This window comes from Pseudomonas sp. ASL7, from assembly GCF_056680375.1.
The window spans coordinates 2,937,153-2,963,942 of the sequence record NZ_CM155279.1; the positions used below are offsets into that span (position 1 = coordinate 2,937,153).

17 protein-coding genes and 1 pseudogene are annotated in these 26,790 nt (G+C 59.8%); 9 read left to right on the plus strand and 9 right to left on the minus strand.

Translation table 11 applies throughout. The annotated features are described in order from the left end of the window. Positions 1-129 precede the first annotated feature (129 nt). Positions 130-3,618, minus strand: coding sequence for a chromosome segregation protein SMC (gene smc / locus AC1MDT_RS13510; RefSeq protein WP_480422490.1), 3,489 nt, complete (start codon positions 3,616-3,618; stop codon positions 130-132). Positions 3,619-3,620: 2 nt separating this feature from the next. Then, positions 3,621-4,280: a GntR family transcriptional regulator gene (locus AC1MDT_RS13515; protein ID WP_480422491.1), complete on the minus strand. Its 660-nt coding sequence runs from the start codon at positions 4,278-4,280 to the stop codon at positions 3,621-3,623. Positions 4,281-4,547: 267 nt separating this feature from the next. Between AC1MDT_RS13515 and xdhA the strand changes: the two genes are divergently transcribed. From xdhA to guaD, 4 genes are all read left to right on the plus strand, one after another. Then, a complete protein-coding gene (xdhA, locus tag AC1MDT_RS13520) occupies positions 4,548-6,002 on the plus strand; it encodes a xanthine dehydrogenase small subunit (RefSeq protein WP_480422492.1) in 1,455 nt (484 codons plus the stop codon). Continuing rightward, entirely contained in the window at positions 5,995-8,394 is a 2,400-nt protein-coding gene (gene xdhB / locus AC1MDT_RS13525) for a xanthine dehydrogenase molybdopterin binding subunit (protein ID WP_480422493.1), read from the plus strand. Before xdhA ends, xdhB begins: the two co-directional genes overlap by 8 nt. Positions 8,395-8,589: 195 nt before the next feature. After that, a complete protein-coding gene (xdhC, locus tag AC1MDT_RS13530) occupies positions 8,590-9,432 on the plus strand; it encodes a xanthine dehydrogenase accessory protein XdhC (protein WP_480422494.1) in 843 nt (280 codons plus the stop codon). Positions 9,433-9,456: 24 nt separating this feature from the next. Beyond that, a complete protein-coding gene (gene guaD / locus AC1MDT_RS13535; protein WP_480422495.1) occupies positions 9,457-10,761 on the plus strand; it encodes a guanine deaminase in 1,305 nt (434 codons plus the stop codon). A 167-nt stretch (positions 10,762-10,928) separates the two neighbouring features. Here the strand turns inward: guaD and AC1MDT_RS13540 are convergent, their stop codons facing one another. Beyond that, positions 10,929-11,693, minus strand: a complete 765-nt coding sequence (locus AC1MDT_RS13540) for a GntR family transcriptional regulator (protein WP_084318661.1) — start codon at positions 11,691-11,693, stop codon at positions 10,929-10,931. Positions 11,694-12,031: 338 nt separating this feature from the next. On the opposite strand from AC1MDT_RS13540, the gene AC1MDT_RS13545 reads away from it, so the two are divergent. After that, a complete protein-coding gene (locus AC1MDT_RS13545) occupies positions 12,032-13,225 on the plus strand; it encodes a benzoate/H(+) symporter BenE family transporter (RefSeq protein ID WP_480422496.1) in 1,194 nt (397 codons plus the stop codon). A 164-nt stretch (positions 13,226-13,389) separates the two neighbouring features. Here the strand turns inward: AC1MDT_RS13545 and AC1MDT_RS13550 are convergent, their stop codons facing one another. Then, on the minus strand, positions 13,390-13,734 hold the full coding sequence (locus tag AC1MDT_RS13550) for a YggL family protein (protein WP_046047888.1): 345 nt from the start codon (positions 13,732-13,734) through the stop codon (positions 13,390-13,392). A 233-nt stretch (positions 13,735-13,967) separates the two neighbouring features. Here AC1MDT_RS13550 and dacB point away from each other — a divergent pair, with 233 nt between their 5' ends. After that, positions 13,968-15,428, plus strand: a complete 1,461-nt coding sequence (gene dacB, locus AC1MDT_RS13555; RefSeq protein WP_480422497.1) for a D-alanyl-D-alanine carboxypeptidase/D-alanyl-D-alanine endopeptidase — start codon at positions 13,968-13,970, stop codon at positions 15,426-15,428. A gap of 124 nt (positions 15,429-15,552) precedes the next feature. Here the strand turns inward: dacB and AC1MDT_RS13560 are convergent, their stop codons facing one another. Together AC1MDT_RS13560 and rlmKL are read right to left on the minus strand one after the other, a co-directional pair. Further along, on the minus strand, positions 15,553-17,952 hold the full coding sequence (locus tag AC1MDT_RS13560) for a sensor domain-containing diguanylate cyclase (RefSeq protein ID WP_480422498.1): 2,400 nt from the start codon (positions 17,950-17,952) through the stop codon (positions 15,553-15,555). Positions 17,953-18,157: 205 nt separating this feature from the next. Then, positions 18,158-20,434 carry a bifunctional 23S rRNA (guanine(2069)-N(7))-methyltransferase RlmK/23S rRNA (guanine(2445)-N(2))-methyltransferase RlmL gene (gene rlmKL, locus AC1MDT_RS13565; protein WP_480422499.1) on the minus strand — a complete coding sequence of 759 codons (2,277 nt, stop codon included), beginning with the start codon at positions 20,432-20,434 and terminating at the stop codon, positions 18,158-18,160. Positions 20,435-20,963: 529 nt separating this feature from the next. On the opposite strand from rlmKL, the gene rmf reads away from it, so the two are divergent. Then, positions 20,964-21,179: a ribosome modulation factor gene (gene rmf / locus AC1MDT_RS13570; RefSeq protein ID WP_003223300.1), complete on the plus strand. Its 216-nt coding sequence runs from the start codon at positions 20,964-20,966 to the stop codon at positions 21,177-21,179. Positions 21,180-21,509: 330 nt separating this feature from the next. Here the strand turns inward: rmf and AC1MDT_RS13575 are convergent, their stop codons facing one another. Both AC1MDT_RS13575 and AC1MDT_RS13580 read right to left on the minus strand, forming a co-directional pair. After that, positions 21,510-22,529 carry a quinone-dependent dihydroorotate dehydrogenase gene (locus AC1MDT_RS13575; RefSeq protein ID WP_480422500.1) on the minus strand — a complete coding sequence of 340 codons (1,020 nt, stop codon included), beginning with the start codon at positions 22,527-22,529 and terminating at the stop codon, positions 21,510-21,512. Between the two features lie 82 nt (positions 22,530-22,611). Beyond that, positions 22,612-23,619 (minus strand): hypothetical protein, encoded by a 1,008-nt coding sequence (locus AC1MDT_RS13580; RefSeq protein WP_480422501.1) that lies wholly within the window; start codon positions 23,617-23,619, stop codon positions 22,612-22,614. 52 nt (positions 23,620-23,671) lie between these two features. Between AC1MDT_RS13580 and AC1MDT_RS13585 the strand changes: the two are divergent. Continuing rightward, positions 23,672-24,883, plus strand: a pseudogene (locus AC1MDT_RS13585) (nitrate reductase); the annotation flags it as partial. Between the two features lie 10 nt (positions 24,884-24,893). Beyond that, positions 24,894-25,667 carry a uroporphyrinogen-III C-methyltransferase gene (cobA, locus tag AC1MDT_RS13590; RefSeq protein ID WP_480422502.1) on the plus strand — a complete coding sequence of 258 codons (774 nt, stop codon included), beginning with the start codon at positions 24,894-24,896 and terminating at the stop codon, positions 25,665-25,667. Between the two features lie 106 nt (positions 25,668-25,773). Here the strand turns inward: cobA and AC1MDT_RS13595 are convergent, their stop codons facing one another. After that, the gene (locus AC1MDT_RS13595) at positions 25,774-26,748 is read right to left on the minus strand and encodes an OmpA family protein (protein WP_480422503.1); all 975 of its coding nucleotides are present in this window, start codon (positions 26,746-26,748) and stop codon (positions 25,774-25,776) included. Positions 26,749-26,790: the final 42 nt, after the last annotated feature.

A 26,790-nucleotide genomic window follows, 5' to 3' on the forward strand; every position in this document is an offset into this window, starting at 1 on the left:
ACTAGCACGACCAAAGGCAACTTTACACCGTCTGTCACAATGGCTTGAGCGAATATGTCGATTGGCCAGCAAGTAAAGAGTGCGTAATTAAACCTACCCTCCTTAAACACCTGCCTTACACGCGCCTGATCAGGCCTCCACCATCGCCATCGCCTCCTCGACATCCACTGCTACCAGACGCGAACAACCCGGTTCGTGCATCGTCACCCCCATCAGTTGATCGGCCATTTCCATGGCGATCTTGTTGTGGGTGATATAGATGAACTGCACCGTCTGCGACATCTCTTTGACCAGCCGTGCGTAGCGTCCAACGTTAGCGTCATCCAATGGCGCGTCAACTTCATCGAGCATGCAGAACGGCGCCGGGTTCAACTTGAAGATGGCAAAAACCAGGGCCAATGCGGTCAGGGCTTTTTCGCCACCGGAGAGCAAATGGATGGTGCTGTTCTTCTTTCCTGGCGGCCGCGCCATGATCGTCACCCCTGTATCGAGTAGATCTTCGCCCGTCAGTTCCAAATACGCGCTGCCACCACCGAAAACTTTTGGGAAAAGTGCCTGTAAACCGGCATTGATCTGATCAAAGGTATCTTTGAAGCGGTTTCGGGTTTCCTTGTCGATCTTGCGAATCACGTTCTCGAGCGTGTCCAGCGCTTCCACCAGATCGTCGTTTTGTGCATCCAGATAACGTTTACGCTCGGATTGTTGCTGGTATTCGTCGATAGCCGCCAGGTTGATCGCACCCAGACGTTGAATCCGTGCGGCGATGCGTTCGAGTTCTTCCTCGGCGTCCTTTTCGTTCGCCTCGGCCGTCAGCGTGGCGAGCACGCCGTGAAGATCGTAGCCGTCCTCGAGCAACTGATCTTCGAGGGTCTTGCGGCGAACGGTCAGGGCTTGCCATTCCATGCGCTGGTGTTCGAGCTGGCTGCGGATCAACTGGGATTGCTGTTCGGCCTGATTACGGCGTTTCTCGGCCTCGCGCAGTTCGCGGTCGGCGTCTTCCAGGGCGATCTGCGCAGCCTTGAGTTCTTCGTCGACAGTCATGCGCTTGTCGAGCAACTCTTCAAGTTTGAGGCGCAGCTCTTCCAGCGGTGCCTCGCCCTCTTCCAGATTGAGGCTGAGCTGTTCACGCTTTTCGGTCAGCCGCTCGGACTGCATCTCCAGCCGTTCCAGTGCCTGACGCGTCGAATCGTGTTGCGCCTTGAGCGAACCCAGGCGCACCGCCAATTGATGCGCGTGATCCTTGTGTTGCCGGGCTTCCTGACGCACGCGATCAAGTCGCTCGCGAAGGCTGTCGCGCTGAGCCAGCAGCAACTCTCGCTGCTCGGTGTCCAGCGCCATGGCATCCAGCGCTTCCTGCAATTGCAGGCGCGCTTCGCCGATCTGTTCGTGCTCCAACGCGCGCTGCTCACCCAACTCGGCGAGCTCTTCGTCGAGGCGCGTGCGGCGCAATGTCAATTGTTCTGCCTTGGCTTTGCCGGCGGACAGTTGAGCTTTTAATTCACCTTGCTGACGGGCTTCATCCTGCAGCAAGCGACGCAAATGTTCGCGACCGTTTTCCTGCTGACGTTGCTGCGCCCGCAGGTTTTGCAACGTGGTTTCCAGCGTTTCGACCGTGGCTTCGCGCTCTTCACGTTCCAGGCCCAGACGCTGGATTTCCTGACCACGGGCCAGCACACCGCTTTGCGCCTCGCTGGCTCGGCGCACGCGCAAAAAGTGCCGCCCGACCCAGTAACCGTCGCGGCTGATCAGGCTTTGGCCGGCGGTCAGTTGACCGCGCAGGGCCAAGGCCTGCTCAAGGCTGTCGACCGGTTTCACCTGGCCCAGCCACGGCGACAGATCGATTGGCGCGTCCACTTTATCGAGCAAGCTGCCCGGCATACGCACGCCATCACTGGCGGGGCTCACCAATCGCAGATCGCCTTGGGCAAACCCGGCCAGATCGAAGTCACAGAAATCGTCCACCAGCACCGCTTGCAGATCGGCGCCGAGCACGGTTTCCACCGCCAGCTCCCAACCCGCTTCAACTTTCAGGCCTTCCGCCAGACGCGGGCGGTCCGCCAGATGCTGCTCGCGCAGCCATTCAGCGGTGCCGGTGCCCGGATCGAGGGCGGCCTGCTGCAAGGCTTCAAGCGATGCGAGTCGACCGTTGAGGCGCTGCAAATCGCCGTGAGCCTGTTGCTGATTTTGCAGGGCCAACTGCAATTCCTGGCGCAGTTGCTCAAGGCGTTCAACCTGCGCTTCTTCGCTGGCCTGTAAATCTTCGAGCGTCGCTTCGCTGGCCGCCAGCTGCTCGTTGAGCTCCATGATCGCCGCGTCTTCCGGGTCCGCCGCGAGCAAGGCGCGCTCTTCGCCAAGGCGTTTCTGGCGATCAGCCAAACGCTCCATGCTGGTTTCCAGCTGCTGGATCCGCGATTGTTGTACCTCGGATTGACGTCGCGGTTCGGCGGCGGTGAGGTTGAACGTGTCCCACTGTTCCTGCCAGCCGTGCATGGTGGTTTCAGATTCTTCCAGCGCTGCGGCGGCTTCTTCGGCGGCGGCACTGGTGACTTCCTGTTCCGGCGTGAGCTGGTCGAGCTCTTCGCCGAGGGTCAGCAGCAAGGTGCGGTCATGGCCCAGGTGAGATTCGGTTTCCAGTCGCGCGCGCTCGGCTTCCTTCAAATCGTCCTGCAATTGACGCAGACGCTGCTGACCATGCTGGATGCTCTGCTCGACCCGGGCGATGTCGCCACCGACCGAATAGAAGCGTCCTTGCACCAGATTGAAGCGTTCTGAAAGGTCGTGATGCCCGTCACGGAAGCGTTCGATGCTCGCGTCTGCGTTGCGCTGCTCGGCGACCAGGGCTTCGAAGGTGATTTCCTGAGTGCCGATGATCGCTTCACGCTGACCGACCTGTTCGTTCAACGCCTGCCAACGCAAGGCCGACAGCTGGGCCTTGAGCTGACGCTCTTCGCCTTTGTATTCCTGATACTTCTTCGCCGCCTCGGCCTGGCGGTGCAAGCGTTCAAGCTGACGCTCAAGCTCTTCGCGCAAGTCGGTCAGGCGGGCCAGGTTTTCGTGAGTGCGGCGGATGCGGTTCTCGGTCTCACGTCGGCGCTCCTTGTACTTGGAGATGCCCGCCGCTTCTTCGATGAAGTTGCGCAGGTCTTCGGGCTTGGACTCGATCAGCTTGGAGATCATCCCCTGCTCGATGATCGAGTAGCTGCGCGGGCCGAGGCCGGTGCCAAGGAAGATGTCGGTGATGTCGCGCCGGCGGCATTTGGTGCCGTTGAGGTAGTAGGTGGTCTGACTGTCGCGGGTCACTTTGCGGCGAATGGAAATTTCCGCATAAGCGGCGTACTCGCCGAGCAGGGTGCCGTCGGAGTTATCGAACACCAGCTCGATGCTCGCCTGGCTCACCGGCTTGCGGCTGGTGGAGCCGTTGAAGATGACGTCGGTCATCGACTCGCCGCGCAAGTTCTTGGCCGAGCTCTCGCCCATCACCCAACGGACGGCGTCGATGATGTTCGACTTGCCACAACCATTGGGCCCGACCACTGCCGCCATGTTACTGGGGAAGTTCACCGTGGTCGGGTCGACGAAGGATTTGAACCCCGCCAGCTTGATGCACGTGAGCCGCACGCTTAAGCGACCGTCAGGGCGGAGACCACCAGATCGCAACTGCGCTGGGCGTAAGCCGTCAGCACCACGCGAATCTGCGGAAAGTCACGGGCTATCACGGCGGCCAGCAAGCGTTCGAACAACGCCAGGAACTCGCTCATCGAGGCCTTGCGCTGATCCAGGGCGAGAAAATACGCGCGGCTCATGGCGGGCTGCAGATTCTCGACGGTTTCCTGCAAGTAAGGGTTGTGGGCGAACGGGTACGCGGCGCGCATCACGTTGAAGCTGTCGTCGACGAAGGTCCGGATATCCTGGCACTCGTAGCTGGCGCTCAGGCGCTGCTGAATCTGCACGAACGGCGCCAGGTCGGACTGGGCTTGCCAGCTGGTGGCCACGGCGTTACCGAGCAAGATATAGAGCTCGCTCATAAGCGTGCAGAGGCTCTGCACCTTGTGGGCAGTGAGTTCGGTCACATGGGCACCACGTCGCGGCAGGATCGCGATCAAATGGCGGCGCTCGAGAATCAGCAAGGCTTCACGGACCGAACCGCGGCTGACGTTGAGGGCCAGCGTGACCTTCTGTTCCTGGATGCGCTCCCCGGGCTTCATTTCGCCGCGAATGATGCGTTCGGCGAGGTGGTGAGCGATTTGCTCGGCGAGGCTGTCCGGCGCCTTGAACGTCATGGTTGTTCTTCAAACTCTTCGATCTGCACAGGCGGCGCAGTGTAGCGCAATTGATACGCCATGGCCGAGTGCCCACGCGGCGGTTTTTGGCACGATTCAAGCTAAAAGGCAGGCTATCCCGTGAGGGTCAATACTAATGGAACGTACTGTTGATCGCTAAAACACGATTTCCTGACCTTTAAGTCAGAAAATCATTGACCGAAAAGTCAGACCTGATAAATTCGGCTCAAAGCGGTTAACAACAATAATGAGTCTGCGAGGCCTTCCGTGATCCAGTTTTTACTTAACCAGGAACTCCGTAGTGAGCATGCCCTGGACCCAAATCTGACCGTGCTCAATTATCTGCGCGACCACGTGGGCAAATCCGGCACCAAAGAAGGCTGCGCCAGCGGCGACTGCGGCGCATGCACCGTGGTGGTCGGCGAGTTGCAAACGGATGACGATGGCCGCGAACACATTCGCTATCGCAGCCTCAACTCGTGCCTGACGTTCGTTTCGTCACTGCACGGCAAACAACTGATCAGCGTCGAAGACCTCAAGCACCAAGGCGAGCTGCACAGCGTGCAAAAAGCCATGGTCGAGTGCCACGGCTCGCAGTGCGGCTTCTGCACCCCCGGCTTCGTCATGTCGCTGTTCGCGCTGCAAAAGAACAGCGATCAACCGGACCTGCATAAAGCCCACGAAGCGCTGGCCGGCAACCTCTGCCGCTGCACCGGCTATCGCCCCATCCTCGCCGCCGCCGAGCAATCCTGCTGCGGCAAGCAGCCGGACCAGTTCGATGCACGTGAAGCCGATACCATTGCCCGCCTGAAGGCCATTGCCCCCTCCGATATCGGCGAACTCAACAGCGGCGACAAACGCTGCCTGGTGCCGCTGACCGTGGCCGATCTGGCCGACCTCTACGATGCTTATCCACAGGCCCGCCTGCTGGCCGGCGGTACCGATCTGGCGCTGGAGGTCACGCAATTCCACCGCACGCTGCCGGTGATGATTTACGTCGGTAACGTCGCTGAAATGAAGCGCATCGAGCGCTTCGACGATCGACTGGAAATCGGCGCCGCGACCGCCCTCTCCGATTGCTACGAGGCCTTGAAAACCGAGTACCCGGACTTCGGCGAACTGCTGCAACGCTTTGCGTCCTTGCAAATCCGTAACCAGGGCACCCTCGGCGGCAACATCGGCAACGCCTCGCCCATCGGCGACTCGCCACCGCTATTGATTGCATTGGGCGCACAGATCGTCCTGTGCAAAGGCGAAACCCGCCGCACGATGGCGCTCGAAGATTACTTCATCGATTACCGGGTGACAGCGCGTCAGGAAAGCGAGTTCATCGAAAAGATCATTGTGCCCCGCGCCAGCGCCGAACAGCTGTTCCGCGCCTACAAGGTGTCCAAACGCCTGGATGATGATATTTCCGCCGTCTGCGCGGCGTTCAACCTGCGCATCGACAATGGCGTGATTGCGGACGCCCGCGTCGCCTTCGGCGGCATGGCGGCCACACCCAAACGCGCGAAGAGCTGCGAAGCCGTCCTGCTCGGCGCCCAGTGGAACAACGCCACCGTCGAACGCGCCTGTGCCGCCCTGGCCGAAGATTTCACGCCGCTCTCGGACTTCCGCGCCAGTAAGGAATATCGCCTGCTGAGCGCGCAGAACCTGCTGCGCAAATACTTCATCGAACTGCAAACGCCGCACATCGAGACTCGGGTGACCGCTTATGTCTAATCATCACGCCGTAGAGAAGACCCAGGCCGAATTGGCTGAACTGTTCGCCAAGGACCTGACCACCGGTGTCGGCCGCAGCGTCAAGCACGACAGCGCTGCCAAGCATGTGTCCGGCGAAGCGCAGTACATCGACGATCGACTGGAGTTTCCGAACCAGCTGCATGTTTATGCGCGACTGTCGGACCGGGCCCACGCGAAAATAATCAGCATCGACACGCAGCCGTGTTACGCCTTTGAAGGGGTGCGCATCGCCATCACCCACAAAGACGTTCCGGGCTTGAAAGACATCGGCCCACTGATGCCGGGCGACCCTCTGCTGGCCATCGACGACGTGCAATTCGTCGGTCAGGTGGTGCTCGCGGTCGCGGCGAAAGACCTGGAAACCGCACGCCGGGCAGCGATGGCCGCGATCATCGAATACGAAGATCTGGAACCGGTGCTGGACGTCGTCGAAGCCCTGCGCAAGCGCCACTTCGTGCTCGACAGCCACACACATCAGCGGGGTGATTCGGCCACTGCGTTGGCAACTGCAGAACATCGAATTCAGGGCACGCTGCATATCGGCGGTCAGGAACACTTCTACCTCGAAACCCAGATCTCTTCGGTGATGCCGACTGAAGATGGCGGGATGATCGTTTACTGCTCGACGCAAAACCCCACCGAAGTGCAGAAACTGGTGGCGGAAGTGCTGGACGTGTCGATGAACAAAGTCGTCGTCGACATGCGTCGCATGGGCGGTGGTTTTGGCGGTAAGGAAACTCAGGCCGCAAGCCCTGCGTGCCTCTGCGCCGTCATCGCCCACCTGACCGGCCAGCCGACTAAAATGCGCCTGCCACGGGTCGAAGACATGCTGATGACCGGCAAGCGCCACCCGTTCTATGTCGAGTATGACGTGGGTTTCGACAGCACCGGTCGCTTGCACGGCATCGCCCTCGAACTGGCCGGGAACTGCGGTTGCTCGCCGGACTTGTCGGCCTCGATTGTCGACCGTGCGATGTTCCACGCCGACAACTCGTACTACCTGGGCGACGCGACCATCAACGGTCATCGCTGCAAGACCAACACCGCGTCGAACACTGCTTACCGGGGTTTCGGCGGCCCGCAAGGCATGGTCGCCATCGAGGAAGTGATGGACGCGATTGCCCGTCATCTGGCCCTTGATCCGCTGGCGGTGCGCAAGGCCAACTACTACGGCAAGACCGAGCGCAACGTCACCCACTATTACCAGACCGTCGAGCACAACATGCTCGAGGAAATGACTGCCGAACTGGAAGAAAGCAGCCAGTACGCCGAGCGCCGCGAAGCGATCCGTCGCTACAACGCCAACAGTCCGATCCTGAAAAAAGGCCTGGCGTTGACCCCGGTGAAATTCGGTATCTCCTTCACCGCCAGCTTCCTCAACCAGGCCGGTGCGCTGATCCACATTTACACCGACGGCAGCATTCACCTGAACCACGGCGGCACTGAAATGGGCCAGGGCTTGAACACCAAGGTTGCGCAAGTCGTGGCTGAAGTGTTCCAAGTGGAAATGGACCGCGTGCAGATCACCGCGACCAACACCGACAAAGTACCAAACACCTCGCCGACCGCGGCCTCCAGCGGTGCAGACTTGAACGGCAAAGCGGCGCAGAACGCGGCAGAGATCATCAAGAAACGTCTGATCGAGTTCGCCGCGCGGCAGTACAAGGTCAGCGAAGAAGATGTCGAGTTCCACAACGGTCACGTGCGCGTTCGCGATCACATCCTGACGTTCGAATCGCTGATCCAGCAGGCGTATTTTGCTCAGGTGTCGCTGTCGAGCACCGGGTTCTACAAAACCCCGAAAATTTTCTACGATCGCAGCCAGGCCCGTGGCCGGCCGTTCTACTACTACGCCTTTGGCGCGGCGTGCTGCGAAGTGATCGTCGACACCCTGACCGGCGAGTACAAGATGCTGCGCACCGACATCCTCCACGACGTCGGCGACTCGTTGAACCCGGCCATCGACATTGGCCAGGTCGAGGGAGGTTTCATCCAGGGCATGGGCTGGCTGACCATGGAAGAACTGGTGTGGAACAACAAAGGCAAACTGATGACCAACGGCCCGGCCAGCTACAAAATCCCAGCGGTTGCCGACATGCCGCTGGACCTGCGGGTGAAGCTGGTGGAAAACCGCAAGAACCCGGAAGACACGGTGTTCCACTCCAAGGCCGTGGGTGAGCCGCCGTTCATGCTCGGCATCGCTTCGTGGTGTGCGATCAAGGATGCCGTGGCGAGTTTGGGTGACTACAAGCATCAACCGAAAATCGACGCACCGGCGACCCCGGAGCGAGTGCTGTGGGGCTGTGAGCAGATGCGGCAGTTGAAGGTGGCGAAAGCCGCCGAGGCTGAGCCGGAGTTGGCTTCGCTTTAAGACCGAGGCGCGGCCATCGCGAGCAGGCTCGCTCCCACAGTTGATCGCATTGCCTTGTGGGAATGGGCTTGCTCCCACAATTGATTGCAGTCCCTTCTGGGGATGGGCTTGCTCTCACAGTTGATCGCATTCCCCTGTGGGAGCGAGCCTGCTCGCGAAGAGGCCCGAACAGACAACAACGATGTCGAGGTGAATATGTACAACTGGATCGACGCCCTCGCCGACCTGCAATCGCAGGGTGAACCCTGCGTGTTGGTCACCATCATCGAAGAGCTCGGCTCGACGCCGCGCAATGCCGGCTCGAAGATGGTCATCAGCGCTAACCAGACGTACGACACCATTGGTGGCGGGCATCTGGAATACAAGGCCATGCAGATCGGCCGGGAGATGCTTGCCAGCGGCAAGCAGGACACGCATCTGGAGCGTTTCAGCCTGGGTGCCAGTCTGGGCCAGTGCTGCGGCGGCGTGACCGTGTTGCTATTCGAACCAATGGGCCAGGTCCAGGCGCAAATTGCCGTGTTCGGCGCCGGCCACGTGGGTCGGGCCCTGGTGCCGCTGCTCGCCAGCCTGCCCTGCCGGGTGCGCTGGATCGACTCGCGGGAAGCGGAATTTCCGCAACAGATCCCCCACGGCGTACGCAAAATTGTCACCGAAGAACCCGTGGACGAAATCGACGACCTGCCCGCCGGCAGCTACTGCATCGTCATGACTCACAACCACCAGCTCGACCTCGAACTCACCGCCGCGATCCTCAAGCGCAACGACTTTGCCTATTTCGGCCTGATCGGTTCGAAGACCAAACGGGTGAAGTTCGAACATCGCCTGCGCGAGCGCGGTTTTGACAGCAGCGTGCTGCAACGCATGCGCTGCCCGATGGGCCTCGGCGAAGTCAAAGGCAAGTTGCCTGTGGAAATCGCCATCTCCATCGCCGGCGAAATCATCGCCACCTATAACGCGAATTTCGGCCAGCACACCGCCCGCGCCGAACCGATTGCCAAACTGCTGCCTGCTTCACGCCGCAGCCAAGCCTCGAACTGATAAGCCTGACCACTGAGAGCTCCCATGTCTTTGACTCGCAAAGCTTACCGCGCCGCCATTCTGCACAGCATCGCCGACCCCGCCGAGGTGGGCATCGAAGCCTCTTATGAGTATTTCGAGGACGGCTTGCTGGTGATTGATAACGGCCAGATCAGCGCACTTGGCCATGCCAGCGAATTGCTGCCGACCCTGCCCGCCGATATCGAAATCACTCATTATCAGGACGCACTGATTACGCCTGGCTTTATCGACACTCACATCCATTTGCCGCAAACCGGCATGGTCGGTGCGTATGGCGAGCAACTGCTGGACTGGCTCAACACCTACACCTTCCCCTGCGAAAGCCAGTTCGCCGACAAGGCTCACGCCGACGAAGTCGCCGACATTTTCATCAAGGAACTGCTGCGCAATGGCACCACCACCGCGCTGGTGTTCGGCAGCGTGCACCCGCAATCGGTGAACTCGTTCTTCGAAGCCGCCGAACAGCTGGACCTGCGGATGATCGCCGGCAAGGTGATGATGGACCGCAACGCGCCGGACTACCTGACCGACACCGCCGAATCCAGCTACGTGGAAAGCAAGGCGCTGATCGAACGCTGGCACGGCAAAGGTCGACTGCACTACGCCGTCACTCCGCGCTTCGCGCCGACCAGCACCCCGGAACAACTGACCCTCGCCGGCCAGTTGCTCAGCGAATTCCCAGGTCTGTACATGCAGACCCACATCAGCGAAAACCTCAAGGAAGTCGAGTGGGTCAAAGAGCTGTTTCCGGAGCGTAAAGGCTATCTGGACGTCTATGACCACTACCAACTGCTGGGCGAGCGCTCCGTGTTCGCCCACGGCGTGCACCTGTGCGATGACGAATGCGCGCGCCTCGCCCAAACCGGTTCGGCGATTGCCTTTTGCCCGACCTCTAACTTCTTCCTCGGCAGCGGCTTGTTCAACCTGCCGATGGCCGAGAAGCACAAGTTGAATGTCGGTTTGGGCACTGACGTTGGCGGCGGCACCAGTTTCTCTCTCCTGCAGACGCTGAATGAAGCGTACAAAGTCATGCAACTTCAAGGTGCACGACTGAGCCCGTTCAAATCGTTGTACCTGGCCACCCTCGGCGGCGCACGGGCGCTGCGACTGGAGGACAAGATCGGCACCCTGCAACCGGGCACCGACGCCGACTTCCTGGTGCTCGACTACAACGCCACGCCGCTGCTGAGCTATCGCTTGAAGCAGGCGAAAAACATTGCCGAGACGTTGTTTGTATTGATGACGCTGGGGGATGACCGGACGGTATTACAGACGTATGCAGCGGGGAATCAGGTGCATCAGCGCTAGGGTTTTACAGGCACAAAAAATCCCCCGCAATCGATGGTTGCGGGGGATTTTTTTGATTTGTAGGAGCGAGCTTGCTCGCGATGAACCCGAGAACGCCGCAGTGATTCAGGCGCCCCGCGTTATCGTTCACGACCATCGTCGGATCGCCGCCCGGAGCAAGCTCGCTCCTACAATTTGGCGGTCGGCCGCCCGGGTTTCTTGGTCTGCAACAAATGCGAGAACACCGCGTGCAAATCATCCGACGCGCTTTCTTCGTCGAGGTTGAGTTTGCTGTCGATGTGATCCATGTGATGCATCATCAGGTTCACCGCCAGCTCACCGTTGCGCGCTTCGATCGCGTCGATCAGTTGGGTGTGCTCGTCGTAAGAGCAATGCGAACGGTTGCCACTTTCGTACTGGGCAATGATCAACGAGGTCTGGGAGACGAGGCTGCGCTGGAAGCTGATCAGCGGGGCATTCTTCGCCGCTTCGGCCAGTTTCAGGTGGAATTCGCCCGATAGACGGATGCCGGCACCGCGATCACCACGGGAAAAGCTGTCCCGCTCGTCGTTGACCATTTGGCGCAACTCGGCAATCTGCTCGGCGGTCGCGTGCTGCACCGCCAACTCAGTGATCGCTCGTTCCACCAGACGCCGTGCCAGGAAGACCTGACGGGCTTCCTCGACGCTCGGGCTGGCGACGACAGCGCCACGATTCGGTCGCAGCAGCACAACGCCTTCATGGGCCAAACGCGACAACGCGCGGCGAATGATGGTGCGGCTGACCCCGAAAATTTCCCCCAGCGCTTCTTCGCTCAACTTGGTGCCGGGCGCCAGACGCTGTTCGAGGATGGCCTCGAAGATATGCGCGTAGACAATATCGTCCTGGGTACCACTGCGGCCGGCTTTGCCTGCGCGTGGCTGTTTCTTTAGGGGCTGCAACTGTTCGTTCATGGGCACTCGAATCGGGAGAACTGCGGCGAATTGACCGTGACTGTAATACGGCACAGTGGGTCACTGGCAAGTATCGCTTAAAAAACACTGCGATTGTACACAATGGATGGTGGCAACACGACTGTACGGCTGTTTGTTGCCTCCGCTGTACTGCAACGACGGGTTACTTTTGAGTTTAGGCTTTAACGCAGAATCCGCGATCTCTGTGGGAGCGAGCCTGCTCGCGATGGTGTGTCAATCGACACCGATGTATCTGACACTCCATCGCGAGCACGCTCGCTCCCACAGGGTAATGCGGCGCTACGGACATCTTTATCTGAGCAAGGAACACCGCCGTCATGAATGACGCCACGCACACTCAACTGCGCCCATTGGCCGATACATCCCCCTCGGCCATCGTCGCCGGGTTCATCGCGATGATGACCGGTTACACCAGTTCACTGGTGCTGATGTTCCAGGCCGGGCAAGCGGCAGGCCTGACCAGCGGGCAGATTTCGTCGTGGATCTGGGCCATTTCGATTGGCATGGCGGTGTGTTCGATCGGCCTGTCCCTGCGCTATCGCACCCCAATCACTATTGCCTGGTCGACCCCCGGCGCCGCGCTGCTGATCACCAGCCTGGGCGGCGTGACTTACGGCGAAGCCATCGGCGCCTATATTACGTGTGCGTTGCTGGTGACCCTTTGTGGTTTGACCGGCAGTTTCGAACGGCTGATGAAAAAAATTCCGGCTTCATTGGCCGCCGCTTTACTGGCGGGGATTTTGTTCAAGATCGGCAGTGAGATTTTTGTCGCTGCCCAGCACCGCACAGGGCTGGTGCTGGGGATGTTCTTTACTTACCTCGTGATCAAACGCCTGTCGCCGCGTTATGCGGTGCTCGCCGCGCTGCTGATCGGCACCGCGCTGTCGGGGTTCATGGGTTTGCTGGACTTCAGCGGCTTCCACCTGGAAGTGGCAACGCCAGTCTGGACCACTCCGCATTTCTCCCTGGCGGCGACCATCAGCATCGGCATACCGCTGTTCGTGGTGGCGATGACTTCGCAAAACATGCCGGGCATTGCCGTATTGCGTGCCGACGGTTACACGGTGCCGGCCTCGCCGCTGATCACCACCACCGGCATCGCCTCGCTGCTACTGGCGCCGTTCGGTTCCCACGGGATCAACCTGGCGGCCATCAGCGCGGCAATCTGCACCGGGCCGCACGCCCATGAGGATCGCAACAAGCGCTACACGGCGGCCGTGTGGTGCGGGATTTTCTACGGGATCGCCGGGGTGTTCGGCGCAACGTTGGCGGCGTTGTTTGCCGCGTTGCCCAAAGAACTGGTGCTGTCGATTGCGGCGCTGGCGTTGTTCGGCTCGATCATTAATGGCTTGAGCATCGCCATGAGCGAAGTGAAGGAACGTGAGGCGGCGCTGATCACGTTCATGGTCACGGCATCGGGGCTGACACTGTTTTCCATCGGCTCGGCGTTCTGGGGGATTGTGGCGGGGGTATTGACGCTGGTGATTTTGAATTGGCGCAGGGTGCCTTGAAACACGCCCCTCTGTAGGAGCGAGCTTGCTCGCGAAAAACGTTAACAATGACGTGGGCCGCCTGAATGCACACGTTGTCTGGACGTCTTTCGCGAGCAAGCTCGCTCCTACAAAAAGCAGGCATAAAAAAACGGCGACCCATGGGTCGCCGTTTTTTTAGAACATCAAGCTACCGGATTGATCGGCTTTTCCGGGTACCAGACGTCGATCAGCGGGCTGACGGTTGCTTCGGTCAGTTCGCTGCGGCCTTTGAGCCACGCTTCAACAGCGACACGCTGCTCTTCGGAAACCGAGCCACGCTTCTGCAGGCAAACCAGACCGAAGTCGTCGCCGCCGACATAGCCCAGACCATTGGCTTCCATGGCTTCTTTCAGGAACGCGTCGAGGAAAGCATCAATGGCTTCATCAGCCAAATCTTCTTTGAAATCCAGGTTCAGTTCGAAACCCAGCTCTTGAAATTCATCGACGCACAGTTTTTTGCGCAGACGCTGGGAACGGTTAGTCGCCATTGGAACAATCCTCATAAGTAATAACGGGCGGCACTTTAGCAGTTTAAGCCGCCAATTGCCCGAATCTCTGGGCTTACGGGCCTACCATCTGTAAAAAAATAGCGCATTAGAGGGCCAGGGCACGGCACAAGCCGCTACACCTTGGGGCATAATGCCGACACTTTCGTGACCACTGAGGGAATTTATCTTCATGCCCTCGTCTTTTTCCCCTCGGCTGTAGGGTTTTATTTCAAATGATCAAATCTTTGCGTCCATTGTTGCTGGCCGGTTTTCTTCTCCCGCTGGCCCTCTCCGTCTCCGCTGAAACCATTAACACCGCCCTGTCGCCCAATGTCGAAAAAGCCCTCAAGGCCAGCAAACTGCAGGACAACGCCCTGTCGCTGGTGATGATCCCGCTCACCGGTCCCGGCACCCCGACCATTTTCAACGCGGACGTCTCGGTCAACCCGGCCTCGACCATGAAGTTGGTCACGACTTACGCAGCGCTGGAAATGCTCGGTCCGAATCACCAGTGGAAAACCGAATTTTATACCGACGGCACCCTGAGCGGCGGCATCCTCAACGGTAACCTCTACCTCAAGGGTGGCGGTGATCCAAAACTGAACATGGAAAAACTCTGGCTGCTGATGCGCGACCTGCGCGCCAATGGCGTGACGCAAATCACCGGCGACCTGGTGCTGGACCGCAGTTTCTTCGTACAGCCGCAATTGCCCGAGTTCAACGATGACGGCAATGACGAGAACAAGCCGTTCCTGGTCAAGCCCGACTCGCTGATGGTCAACCTCAAGGCCTTGCGCTTTGTGGCGCGCAACGATAATGGCCGAGTGCTGATCTCGGTAGAACCTCCGATTGCCAGCATCAACATCGAAAACCAGGTCAAAGCCATCAACTCCAAGCAATGCACCGGTGGCGTGCGGTACAACCCGGTGCCCCAGGCCGATGGCAGCGTGACCGTGACGGTTGGCGGTCAGTTGGGCGATGGCTGTAGCTCCCAGACTTACCTGTCGCTGCTCGACCATGCGACCTACACCGCCGGTGCCGTGCGGGCGATCTGGAAGGAACTGGGTGGCAGCATTCAGGGCAAGGATCGTCTGGCGCCGACACCCGGCAACGCCAAGGTCCTGGCTCGTGCCTTCTCGCCTGACCTCGCGGAAATCATTCGTGACATCAACAAATACAGCAACAACACCATGGCTCAGCAGCTGTTCCTGAGCCTGGGCCAAAAATTCCGCACCGACGCCGACGCCGACGACGCCAAAGCGGCGCAGCGTGTTGTACGTCAGTGGCTGGCGAAGAAAGGCATCACCGCACCGCACCTGGTAATGGAAAACGGCTCTGGCCTTTCCCGTGCCGAACGTGTGAGTGCGCGGGAAATGGCCGCGATGTTGCAAGCCGCATGGCACAGCCCGTACGCCGCCGAGTTCATCAGTTCGCTGCCGATTGCCGGTACCGACGGCACCATGCGCAAGCGCCTGAAGACCACTGCGATGCGCGGTGAAGCCCACGTCAAGACCGGCACCCTGAACACCGTGCGCGCGATTTCCGGCTTCAGCCGCGACGTCAACGGCAATACCTGGGCGGTGGTAGCGATCCTCAACGATAAAGCACCGTTTGGCGCGTCCTCGGTGCTGGATCAGGTGCTGCTGGACCTGTATCGCCAGCCAAAACTGCCGACGACCGCGTCGGCCCTGTAAAGCACCACCGATCCCTAATGTGGGAGCGAGCCTGCTCGCGATGACGGCGGCACATTCAGCAATGATGTGACTGACAGACCGCTATCGCGAGCAGGCTCGCTCCCACAGGGGTCGGCATGCAGCCCTAATTCAGCGCCCCCTCAACCCGATCCCGTCCTGCCTGCTTCGCCGCATACACCCCCGAATCCGCCCGCAACAACAGCGCATCCGCGCCCTCGCCGACGCGCCAACTGGCAATCCCGAAACTCGCGGTCACCGTCCCGACGCCGTCGATGGGTGAACTGCGCAAGCCTTGCCATAGTTGCGAGGCCAGGACGTGAGCGTGTTTGCCGTCGATATCCGGGCAAAGCACCATGAATTCTTCGCCGCCCAGACGACAGAACACGTCGGTGCGCCTCAGCCGATGACCAATGCGCTCACACACTGCCTGCAGCACCCGATCGCCCACCGCGTGACCGTGCAGGTCATTGATCCGTTTGAAGTGGTCGATATCGAGCATGATCACCGACAGCTCGCCACTGCCGCGCTCGACACGGGCCATTTCGGTGGTCAGCCGTTCCTGGAAATAGCGGCGGTTATAGATGCCGGTCAGGGCGTCGGTGACCGACAGCGCTCGCAACTCTTCTTCCACGCGCTTCAGGTCGGAGATGTCCGAGATATAGCCATGCCACAGCACACCGCCGCCGGGTAACTCCTCCGGGGTTGCCTCGCCCCGGACCCAACGCAGCCCACGCTGAGGCAGCTGCACGCGATACTCCTCCCGCCACGGACTGAGGGTGTCCGCCGAGGCCCGGATCGAGGCACGAAACCGGGTGGAGTCCTGAGGATGAATCCGGGTAAAAATCGCTTCGGCATTCAGCAGCAGTATGTCGGGCTCGAGTTCGTAGATCTCACGAATGCCATCACTGGCGTAGATCACACTGAAACGACCATCGAATTCCATCTTGAACTGGTAGATCCCGCCAGGCACATGGGCGCTGAGTTTCTTCAACAACAAGTCCCGTGCCGCCAATGCCTCATGGACCCGCTTGCGTTCGGTGATGTCGATACAGATCGCCAGGTGTCCGACCCACAGGCCTTGCTCATCGAGGACCGGGGTCGCCAGCATGTTCACCGCCAGGTGGCTGCCATCGCTGCGGACCAGCGTCCACTCTCGCGCTTCGTGCCCCCCCTTCTCGCCACCCTCGACCAGCATCGCCTGGCACGTCGGCACCGGCTTTCCATAACGAGCGCTCAACTCCACCGAACGTGCGACAAGCTCTCGGGGCAGATGCAGGTGTTCCAGGGTCATGTGCCTCACCACCTCAATGCTGGCGTAACCGAGCATTTGCTCGGCTCCGGCGTTGAAGGTGCTGATGACCCCGCGCAGGTCGGTGGCGATGATCGCCACTTGGGTCGCTGCATTCAGCACGCCGCGTAACTGGCCATGGGTGCCGCGCAACTCCTGTTCACGGGCACGCAGCTCCTGGGTCCGCTGTTCGACCATCTTCAGCGCCCGTTGTCGCTGGCTGACCAGCACATACAGCAAGGCACTGAGCAATAGGCTGAGCAAACCGCCCAATACCACCAGACTGCTCACCGAAGAATGGTTGGCTTGTACAAAGGCCTCGCTGGGTTGAATCTCGACCTGGTAGTCGTGATCGGCCAAGCGCAGCAGCCGGGTCGCGGCCAACTCACTGACGGCCGGTGTGTTGGGGGATTGATAAAGCACTTCGTGCTGATCGTCTGTGGATAAATCGAGAATGCGCACCGATAAATAGTCACGGTCCGCCTCTGGCAAACCATCTGCCAGCAACTGACGCATGCTGATGACCGCCATCACGTAACCGAACGGTTTCTTCGTCGTCGGTTCAGGGTTATTGCGAGGCATGACCGGCGCGACGAGTAGCACACCCCGGGCATAAGCGGGCTCGATACTGACCAGATTCATCGGTTGGGATACTGCCATGCCGCCATGCTGGTCGGCCCGTTCAAGGGTAGACCGACGCAGGGGTTGGGCCAGCAAGTCGTAGCCCAGCGGCGCGCCCAGTTTACTTTGTGTCTGGCTATACAGCACCACCACATACTCATCCCGCTCGGCCGCCAGTTGCAGTTGGCCACCGGCACTGAGCTCACGAAGGGTGAAATCACTCACCCCCTCGTCCCGCACCCGGCGCTCGAAAGCCCCGCGTTCGGCACCGCTTACCCGCTCAGCAAACGAGTACGCCTGAGTCCGGTGCAACAGCGGTTGGGTGTAGCCGTCGAATTCCGCTCGGGACACCGACTCGGAATTGACGAAGAACCGGCGCAGGCCATCGAGGCGCTGTTCCTGATCTTCGAAACGTTCTTCGATACGGCTGTAACGTTCACTGGCCAGCAGTTGGAAACGTTGCCGCAATTGATGATGAAAAAGATTCAGCGTCGACCAGGTGAGTAACCCCGTGAGAATCCCGCCGACGAGCAATACCAGGAGCGCGACCAGCCAGGCCGAAACGTCTTCGCTGATGAAACCCAGGATCTTCGGGCGCACGGCGTGCAACGACATAAGCGCAACTCAAAACGCCAGGTGCGGGAAGCCCTTTGGCCATGCGTTGAGTTATAGCTATTAGCCACTAATTTGACCAGCACCGTAACTGTAACTGTAGGAGCGAGCTTGCTCGCGATGGGCGATAACGATAACGCGTGCCTTCTGAATACACGCGGTGCTCTCGAGTCCATCGCGAGCGAACTCGCTCCTACAGTGCTAACCGTCAACGCGCCATGATTTTCCAGGCGCGGTGTATCTTGCCGTTACGGGAAAAGTCCGGGTCGATGGTCTGTGCGGTGATTTCCTCGACCGCGTAACGCTCGGCGAGGTTTGGCTCCAGCTCGAACTTGCGGAAGTTGTTGGAGAAGTACAACACCCCACCCGGTGCCAGACGCGCCATCGCCAGGTCGATCAATTGCACCTGGTCACGCTGCACGTCGAAGATCCCTTCCATGCGCTTGGAGTTGGAGAACGTCGGCGGGTCGATGAAAATCAGGTCGTACTCTTCACGGCAGGCGTCGAGCCAGACCATCACATCGCCCTGCTCCAGACGGTTCTTGTCCGAGAAACCGTTCAGCGACAGGTTGCGACGCGCCCAGTCCAGATAGGTTTTCGACAAGTCGACACTGGTGGTGCTGCGCGCACCGCCCTTGGCCGCGTGAACACTGGCGGTCGCGGTGTAGCAGTACAAATTGAGGAAGCGTTTGCCGGCCGCCTCTTTCTGAATCCGCATGCGCATCGGCCGGTGATCGAGGAACAGCCCGGTATCGAGGTAGTCGGTGAGGTTCACCAGCAGCTTCACGCCGCCTTCGTTCACCTCGACGAATTTGCCCTGTGCAGCCTGGCGCTCGTACTGTTTGGTGCCGCTCTGCCGTTCGCGACGCTTGACCACCACACGGCTCTTGTCGATGTTCAACGCCTGCGGAATGGCTGCCAGGGCATCGAACATGCGTGCCGAGGCCTTTTCCGGATCGATGGATTTCGGCGCGGCATATTCCTGGACGTGGACCCAGTCGTGATACAAGTCGATGGCCATGGAGTATTCAGGCATGTCGGCGTCATACACGCGATAGCAGTCGATGCCTTCACGTTTGACCCATTTGCCCAACGCCTTCAGGTTTTTTTGCAGACGGTTGGCAAACATCTGCCCGCCTTCGCTCAAGCGCGGTTGCTCGATCACCACCGGGGCCGGTTTGATCGGGTTGCCGTTCTTGTTGTACTTCTCGTATTTGCCCGGCGCCACATCGTTCTCGACGACGTCGACTTCAGCTTGAGCTTGCTCACGCTCGACCTGACGTTGTTCCGGGGTGCGACGTTCGCCGGTGACGAACTGATCCGGAGTGACCTTGATCAGCAGCAATTTGCACGGCAAGGCACCGTTCCAGAACGAATACTGTTTGTGGCTGCGGATGCCCATGCGCTTGCCCAGGTCCGGGGCGCCTGTGAAGACAGCGGCTTCCCAGTTCAGGCAGGCCTGACGCAGACGCTCACCGAGGTTCTGGTAGAGGTAGAGCAGGCTCGCTTCGTCGCCCAGACGCTCGCCGTAGGGCGGGTTGCAGATCACCAGGCCTTTCTGGTTCTGGTCCGGACGTGGTTCGAACGTCCCGACTTCGCCCTGGTAGATCTTGATCCACTCGCTCAGGCCGGCACGTTCAACGTTGTTACGGCCCGGTTGAATCAGGCGCGGGTCAGCTTCGTAACCGCGAATCCACAGCGGTGGCTTGGCCAGGCCGGCAGCGGCGCGTTCGGTGGCTTCTTCATGGAGCTTTTTCCACAGCGCCGGCACGTGGCCAAGCCAGGCAGTAAAGCCCCATTGCTCACGGCGCAGGTTCGGCGCCATATCGGCGGCGATCATCGCCGCTTCGACGAGGAACGTACCCACACCGCACATTGGGTCAGCCAGCGCGCCGCCATCGGCCGCAATACGCGGCCAGCCGGAACGGATCAGGATGGCCGCCGCGAGGTTTTCCTTCAGCGGCGCCGCGCCCTGCTGCAGGCGATAACCGCGCTGGTGCAGGCTATGGCCTGAGAGGTCGAGGGAGAGAATCGCTTCGCCACGGTCCAGACGCAGGTGAATGCGCAGGTCCGGGTTGAGTTTGTCGATCGACGGACGGTCGCCCTGCGGCGTGCGCAGTTTATCGACGATCGCGTCTTTGACTTTCAAGGCGCCGAAATGGGTGTTGTCGATGCCCGAGCCGTGACCGCTGAACTCGACGGCCAGGGTGCCGTCATTGAGCATGTGGTCTTGCCACTCGATATCGAGCACGCCGTGGTACAGGTCTTCGGCGTCCTTCATCGGGAAACGCTTGAGCACCAGCAGCACCCGGTTCGCCAGACGCGACCACAGGCACAGGCGATAAGCGGTTTCCATGGTAGCCATGCCGCGCACGGCAGAGGTGTGTTCACGCGCTTCTTCAAGGCCAAGCCCGACGGCTTCCTCGATGAGCAGGCCTTCAAGGCCTTTGGGGCATGTGAGGAAGAGTTCGAAACGATCGGACATGGGAATTCCAGAACCTTTAGCTGAGTGAACGGGCAACGCATTGCCGGTCCGGTTTTCAATCAGGCGCTTTTCTCGAAGAGCGCCCGCGTGGCACGAAGGTGTGCCGTTCCACCCCTGCTGCTCGGGTTAAATGAGCTTAGATGCAAGGACAGATAAAAAAGTTGATGCAACAAAATGTCACAAGTCGACCCTTCGTCGAATAGTCCCCCGGCACTACAGGGCCAACCCCACTGAAGGAATAGCCCCGCCAGCCAGCGGGGGGCCGATCATACCGGGGTTTGGTCAATAAATATGCGACAAACATCGCGTTACTTATGGCCATACCACCTAAATGGTTACGTTCTTATGACAAAACGATCATTCCCTCGATGTGACGCATTGGTTAGAACTCAATACAGGTTGGCGCCGCAATGACGCCAACACCTTGGCTCGCGACGCCGGCAGCGAGCCGCCAACGGCAGAATTTTTCTGCCAGACCTCGATTGAGGTCGACGCGATAAATACAGTCAACAAGTGAGGGCAACACCCTATGAGAAGACTTAAGCGTGATCCGTTGGAAAGAGCATTTTTGCGCGGATATCAATATGGCGTTGGTGGCAAATCCCGTGAGCTTTGCCCATTTACTCTACCGTCGGTACGCCAAGCCTGGATCAATGGCTGGCGAGAAGGACGCGGCGACAACTGGGACGGTATGACCGGCACTGCGGGAATCCATAGACTCAACGAACTTCACGCCGTCGGCTAATTACAGGGCTTATTCACTCCGACACGACAATCTGATGACTGAATGAATTAACCACGCACGTCCCATCCGGACGGCGGGCTCCGGCCCAGGGGCTCCTTCAAGGAGCCCTTTTTTATGCCCGCTTTTCGCCGAAACACAATTCCTGTAGCAGCTGCCGAGCCTGCGAGGCTGCGTTATTCCTGTAGCAGCTGCCGAGCCTGCGAGGCTGCGTTCGGCGGCGAAGCCGTCGTAAACCTTGCATGTAAGGTGTATCTGCAAGACCGCGGTGTCTGATTTTACGACTGCTGCGCAGCCGAACGCAGCCTCGCGAGCTCGGCAGCTGCTACACAATCAGCGCAGGGCGGCGATGGCATCCACGGATTCACGAATCAACGCCGGGCCTTTGTAGATGAAACCGGAATAGAGCTGCACCAGGCTCGCACCGGCAGCGATTTTCTCAGCCGCGTGCTTGCCTTCGGTGATGCCGCCCACGGCGATGATGGGCAAACGACCGGCCAACTCCGAGGCCAGCACCTTAACGGTGTGGGTGCTCTTGTCACGAACCGGAGCGCCGGACAGACCGCCCGCTTCATCACCGTGCTCCATGCCTTCGACGCCGACACGGCTGAGGGTGGTGTTGGTGGCAATCACCGCGTCCATGCCGGTTTCGATCAGCGCGTGTGCGACCTGAGCGGTTTCTTCGTCGGTCATGTCCGGTGCGATCTTGATCGCCAGCGGGACATGTTTGCCATGACGCAGCGCCAGTTCCGCCCGACGTGTGGCCAGGTCGGCGAGCAACTGCTTCAACGAATCACCAAATTGCAGGCTGCGCAGGCCCGGGGTATTCGGCGAACTGACGTTGACCGTCACGTAGCTGGCGTGGGCGTAAACCTTGTCCAGGCAGATCAGGTAGTCGTCGACCGCACGCTCAACCGGCGTATCGAAATTCTTGCCGATGTTGATGCCCAGCACGCCCTTGTACTTGGCCGCTGCCACGCGGGCCAGCAGGTGATCGACGCCGAGGTTGTTGAAGCCCATGCGGTTGATGATCGCTTCGGCTTCCGGCAGTCGGAAAATCCGTGGTTTCGGGTTACCTGGCTGCGGGCGTGGGGTGATGGTGCCGATTTCGACGAAACCAAAACCCAGTTGGGCAAAACCGTCGATGGCCGCGCCATTCTTGTCCAGGCCGGCCGCGAGACCCACCGGGTTCGGGAAGTCCAGGCCCATGACGCTCACCGGCATTTTCGCCGGGGCCTTGCACAGCAAGCCGTTGAGGCCCAAACGCCCGCCCGCGCCGATCAGGTCCAGGGACAGATCATGGGAGGTTTCCGGGGAAAGTTTGAACAACAGCTGACGGGCCAGGGTGTACATGGGCGGGTTTGACTCTGGGCTACGAAAAGTGGCGGCGATTATAGCCGGGGTTCACAGAGACAGGCGACCTCTTTGCCTTGGCTCAAGGCACCGCAGTCTCCTTCAGCTCGTAGAGGTTATCGGTGCGCTTGGCACTGCCAAAAACCAGTGGAAAGTAAATAATCATCGCCATCAGGGCCAGGCACCCGCTCATGACATGGCCCTGATAACCTTCTTCGATCTCGGAACTACTCAACAAAGATGCTACCGCGCCCATCACCAAACCGAAGGCGTGCCCCGCCGAGAGACGCAACGCCCCGATATTGAGTAGTGCATCCGCCAACTGTGTTCGAGTCGGTCGCTGAACACTGGCGCGCACTTCCAAAACCACTTGCTGCAACGCTTCCGGGTCAGAAAATACCGAGTCCATCCCCGGGTTGGGAGATAGCATGTGCAAACTCTTGCAAAAAATGGCGACGAGGTCGTCCACGACAACGCCAAAGCCATTCAATAGCCCCTGGATTGCGTCAGCGCCCAGACTGTAACCCAGTTCTGCAGCTGCTCGGGCCGCGCCGCTCAACGGTGCCAGCTGCCCCAGCTCCGCCAGTAAAAACTGAGCCACACCATAGGCAGCGGTCGCGACTCCGGTGGTCGCGGCGGTGGCGGGATTCGCGTTGTCATGCAATGGAATGAAGACGTTGGCCAAGCCTCTGGCCAGCGTATAAATCGACCCGCCGACCACCGCCGACAGTAACCTTTCAGACGCGCCAGTGAGATGCGCCGCAATCAGTGACCCCATCGTAATGCTGGCCATGCAAACACGCCCCAGACGTGACGCTAAATTAGCGGTCCCGTCACACTCATTTCGAATGGCCCCTACCAAGGTTAGCGCCGGGCCGATCATTGATATCGCGACCACTGCCCATGCACGGGAGGCCTCAGGTGAATCGCCTTCGCGCAGAGCGTGCTCGACGTTGTAAGCGACGATCTGGCGCAGCACCACCGTCAACGCGACGATCAACCCCGTACGTCCGGCGATATTCAGCAGGTTGAGCCCAGGCCCTTTGGCACCCTCAAGCCAATCCATGCCCGCCTGGAGCAGGGTGTGCATCCGGCTTTCACGGGTTTGCTCGGTATCTGCTGCATTCAACTCGGTGACCCACGCCTTTGAAACGCCGGCGCAGGTGTTCGACGAATACAAGTTACTGACCCGCGGCCGTGATCTGGACTTGTCCGGCCTCAGTCATGACCTGATTGACCTCCTAGGCCCCCAGCAATGGCCGTTCCCCGAGGGCGCGAGCGAAGGGACGGCGCGACTGTACCTGGACGGGGTTTTCCCGACGGCCAGCGGTCGAGCGCAGTTCGTTGCCGACCCGTATCGTGCGGCCAAGGAACAACGTGATGCCCGTTTTCCACTGACCCTGATCACTGGCCGCCTGCGTGATCAATGGCATGGCATGAGCCGCACCGGCACCGCCGCGCAGCTTTTCGGCCACGTCAGTGAAGCCGTGTTGAGCCTGCACCCGGATGAACTGCGCAGGCACCGGCTGCAATCGGGCGACCTTGTCAGCCTGAAAAGTCGTCGCGGCGCAGTGATTGTCGCGGTGGGCAGCGACGATGATGTGCGCCCTGGCCAGGCATTTCTGCCCATGCATTGGGGCGACCGCTTCCTCAAGGGCGGCGTTAATGCGATCACCCAACCGGCGTTCGATCCCTTGTCGAAACAACCGGAACTCAAGCACAGCGGTGTGCGCCTGGAGCCCGTGCACCTCCCCTGGCATCTGTTCGCCCTGGTCGAGGGCAATGTCCAACAGCATTTTGAGACGCTACGACCGCTTTGTGAGGCGTTTTCCTACGTAAGCCTCAGCCTGACAGGTCGGGAGCGCCCCGCGCTGCTTATACGCGCTGCCAGCGCCTCAGCGCCGGAGACCGAACTGTTGTGCGAGATCGATCATTGCCTGGGACTCAACGAAGGCCCTGTATTGGCTTACGACGACCCACGGCGTTCCATCGGCAAACGGGTACGCATCGAAAGCGGTCGAATCACCGCGATTCGCCTGGCCGGCGAAACCGTCGCCCAACACTGGTTGCAGAACCTGTGGATGGAAGGTCGCGCCGACGAACAACTGCGGCGCTGGCTGCTCGCACCGCTGAGCGCGCCACCGGGCAACATCGATACGCCGGTCGCCGGCAACAAAACCTTGTGTAACTGCAAGAACGTCAGCCAAACCGCAGTGTGCGCCGGCATCAGCCGTGGCCTGGACTTGCAGGGTTTGAAACAAGAATTGGGTTGCGGCACGCAATGCGGCTCCTGCGTCCCGGAAATCAAACGGTTGCTGGCTGCCACCGCGCAGCCCATCGCCGTCATCGCATGAGGAAAAGACCATGAGTGCAAAAGTCTGGCTGGTAGGTGCGGGGCCTGGGGATCCGGAATTACTGACGCTCAAGGCAGTACGGGCGTTGAGGGCAGCGGATGTGGTGCTGATCGATGATCTGGTGAATGACGCGGTGCTGGAGCATTGCACTCAGGCGCGAATCATTGCCGTGGGCAAGCGCGGGGGCTGTCGCTCCACGCCTCAGGCATTCATTCATCGCCTGATGCTGCGCTATGCCCGTCACGGTAAATGCGTTGTGCGACTCAAGGGCGGCGACCCGTGCATTTTTGGCCGAGGGGGTGAAGAGGCGCAGTGGTTGCGCGAGCGCGGGATCGACGTCGAACTGGTCAATGGCATCACCGCCGGACTGGCTGGCGCGACGCAATGCGATATTCCGCTGACCTTGCGGGGGGTGGCACGCGGCGTGACGCTGGTGACCGCCCACACTCAGGACGACAGCAGCCTGAACTGGCGAGCCCTGGCTCAAGGTGGCACGACGCTGGTGGTGTATATGGGAGTGGCCAGACTGAGCGAGATTCGCGAGCAACTGCTGGCCGGTGGGATGGCGGCAGATACGCCCGTGGCGATGATTGAAAACGCTTCACTGCCACATCAGCGCGAATGTCGGAGTGACCTGACAGGCATGGAAGAAGATGCCTGTAGCTTCGAACTCAAGAGCCCGGCCATTTTGGTCATCGGAGCTGTTGCGGCCGGTGATGCAACGAATTGTAGGAGCGAGCTTGCTCGCGATGAACCTGAGGACGCCACGGCATGTCAGGCATAAAGCGTTTTCGTTGACGACCTTCGCGAGCAGGCTCGCTCCCACAACCCAAATCGCAGACAAAGAAAAGCCCGGCCTAAGCCGGGCTTTTCTCGGAGCTGCGAGCTAATTAGTTAGCTTGAGCTTCAACCTTCGCTTCTACGCGACGGTTAGCAGCGCGACCAGCTTCAGTGCTGTTGTCAGCAATTGGGCGGGTTTTGCCGTAGCCAACAGACTGAACGCGGGAAGGCGAAACACCGTACTGGTTGGTCAGAACCTGCTTAACGGCGTTAGCGCGACGCTCGGACAGTTTCTGGTTGTAAGCGTCAGGACCGACGGAGTCAGTGTGACCTTCAACAGTAGTGTTGGTGGCTGGGTACTGCTTCATGAAGTCAGCGAGGTTTTTGATGTCGCCGTAGCTGTTAGGCTTGACGACCGACTTGTTGAAGTCGAACTTCACGTCCAGCTCAACACGAACAACTTCAGCAACTGGAGCTTCTGCAACTGGCTCTGGAGCCGGTGCTGGAACTGGAGCTGGGGCAACAGGCTTGTTGCCGCCACCGAAGTTCACACCCAGACCCACGGACGGGATGTAGTCCCAACGGCCGTTGTCCAGCTTGTAGTCAGCTTCTACGCCAGCACGGGCGAAGAAGTTTTCGAGGAAGTAGTACTTAACGCCAGCGCCAGCAGTCAGGAAAGTCGACTGATCGCGACCAGTGTGGCCGTCATCGGCTACGTTGGTCATGCTGCCGTGCTTAACGCCACCCTGAACGTAAGGACGCAGAGCGTCGCCAGCGTTGTTGAAGTGGTACTGAGCGTTCAGACCAAACTGGTCGCCACGGATTTTCTGATCGCCAGTGTTGTTGTCCGAACGGGTGTAGTCTAACTCGTTGTAGGTAGCGTTCAACGACACGTCGTCGGTCAAGAAGTAACCGATGGAGGCGCCAGGAGTGTAGCCGTTTTCAACGTCATTAATGCTGTCGTTGTACTTTTTCCCGTAGTTGAGCTCGCCTTCAACTGCGCCTTGGCCTTGTGCCAATGCGCCGAAAGAAGTAGCGGCAATAAGAGTACCAATGGCCAAGCCCAAGGTGTTTTTCAGTTTCATCCGTTAAATCCCCATCTGGTGATTGTAAAGCAGTCCCTCAAA

What these genes read in the sequence shown, in the direction of transcription:
- AC1MDT_RS13515 (WP_480422491.1), bottom strand. Translation starts at nt 4,280, where the DNA reads ATGACGTTCAAGGCGCCGGACAGCCTCGCCGAGCAAATCGCTCACCAC.
- xdhB (WP_480422493.1), top strand. Translation starts at nt 5,995, where the DNA reads ATGTCTAATCATCACGCCGTAGAGAAGACCCAGGCCGAATTGGCTGAA.
- xdhC (WP_480422494.1), top strand. Translation starts at nt 8,590, where the DNA reads ATGTACAACTGGATCGACGCCCTCGCCGACCTGCAATCGCAGGGTGAA.
- guaD (WP_480422495.1), top strand. Translation starts at nt 9,457, where the DNA reads ATGTCTTTGACTCGCAAAGCTTACCGCGCCGCCATTCTGCACAGCATC.
- AC1MDT_RS13540 (WP_084318661.1), bottom strand. Translation starts at nt 11,693, where the DNA reads ATGAACGAACAGTTGCAGCCCCTAAAGAAACAGCCACGCGCAGGCAAA.
- AC1MDT_RS13545 (WP_480422496.1), top strand. Translation starts at nt 12,032, where the DNA reads ATGAATGACGCCACGCACACTCAACTGCGCCCATTGGCCGATACATCC.
- AC1MDT_RS13550 (WP_046047888.1), bottom strand. Translation starts at nt 13,734, where the DNA reads ATGGCGACTAACCGTTCCCAGCGTCTGCGCAAAAAACTGTGCGTCGAT.
- dacB (WP_480422497.1), top strand. Translation starts at nt 13,968, where the DNA reads ATGATCAAATCTTTGCGTCCATTGTTGCTGGCCGGTTTTCTTCTCCCG.
- AC1MDT_RS13560 (WP_480422498.1), bottom strand. Translation starts at nt 17,952, where the DNA reads ATGTCGTTGCACGCCGTGCGCCCGAAGATCCTGGGTTTCATCAGCGAA.
- rlmKL (WP_480422499.1), bottom strand. Translation starts at nt 20,434, where the DNA reads ATGTCCGATCGTTTCGAACTCTTCCTCACATGCCCCAAAGGCCTTGAA.
- rmf (WP_003223300.1), top strand. Translation starts at nt 20,964, where the DNA reads ATGAGAAGACTTAAGCGTGATCCGTTGGAAAGAGCATTTTTGCGCGGA.
- AC1MDT_RS13575 (WP_480422500.1), bottom strand. Translation starts at nt 22,529, where the DNA reads ATGTACACCCTGGCCCGTCAGCTGTTGTTCAAACTTTCCCCGGAAACC.
- AC1MDT_RS13580 (WP_480422501.1), bottom strand. Translation starts at nt 23,619, where the DNA reads ATGCACACCCTGCTCCAGGCGGGCATGGATTGGCTTGAGGGTGCCAAA.
- cobA (WP_480422502.1), top strand. Translation starts at nt 24,894, where the DNA reads ATGAGTGCAAAAGTCTGGCTGGTAGGTGCGGGGCCTGGGGATCCGGAA.
- AC1MDT_RS13595 (WP_480422503.1), bottom strand. Translation starts at nt 26,748, where the DNA reads ATGAAACTGAAAAACACCTTGGGCTTGGCCATTGGTACTCTTATTGCC.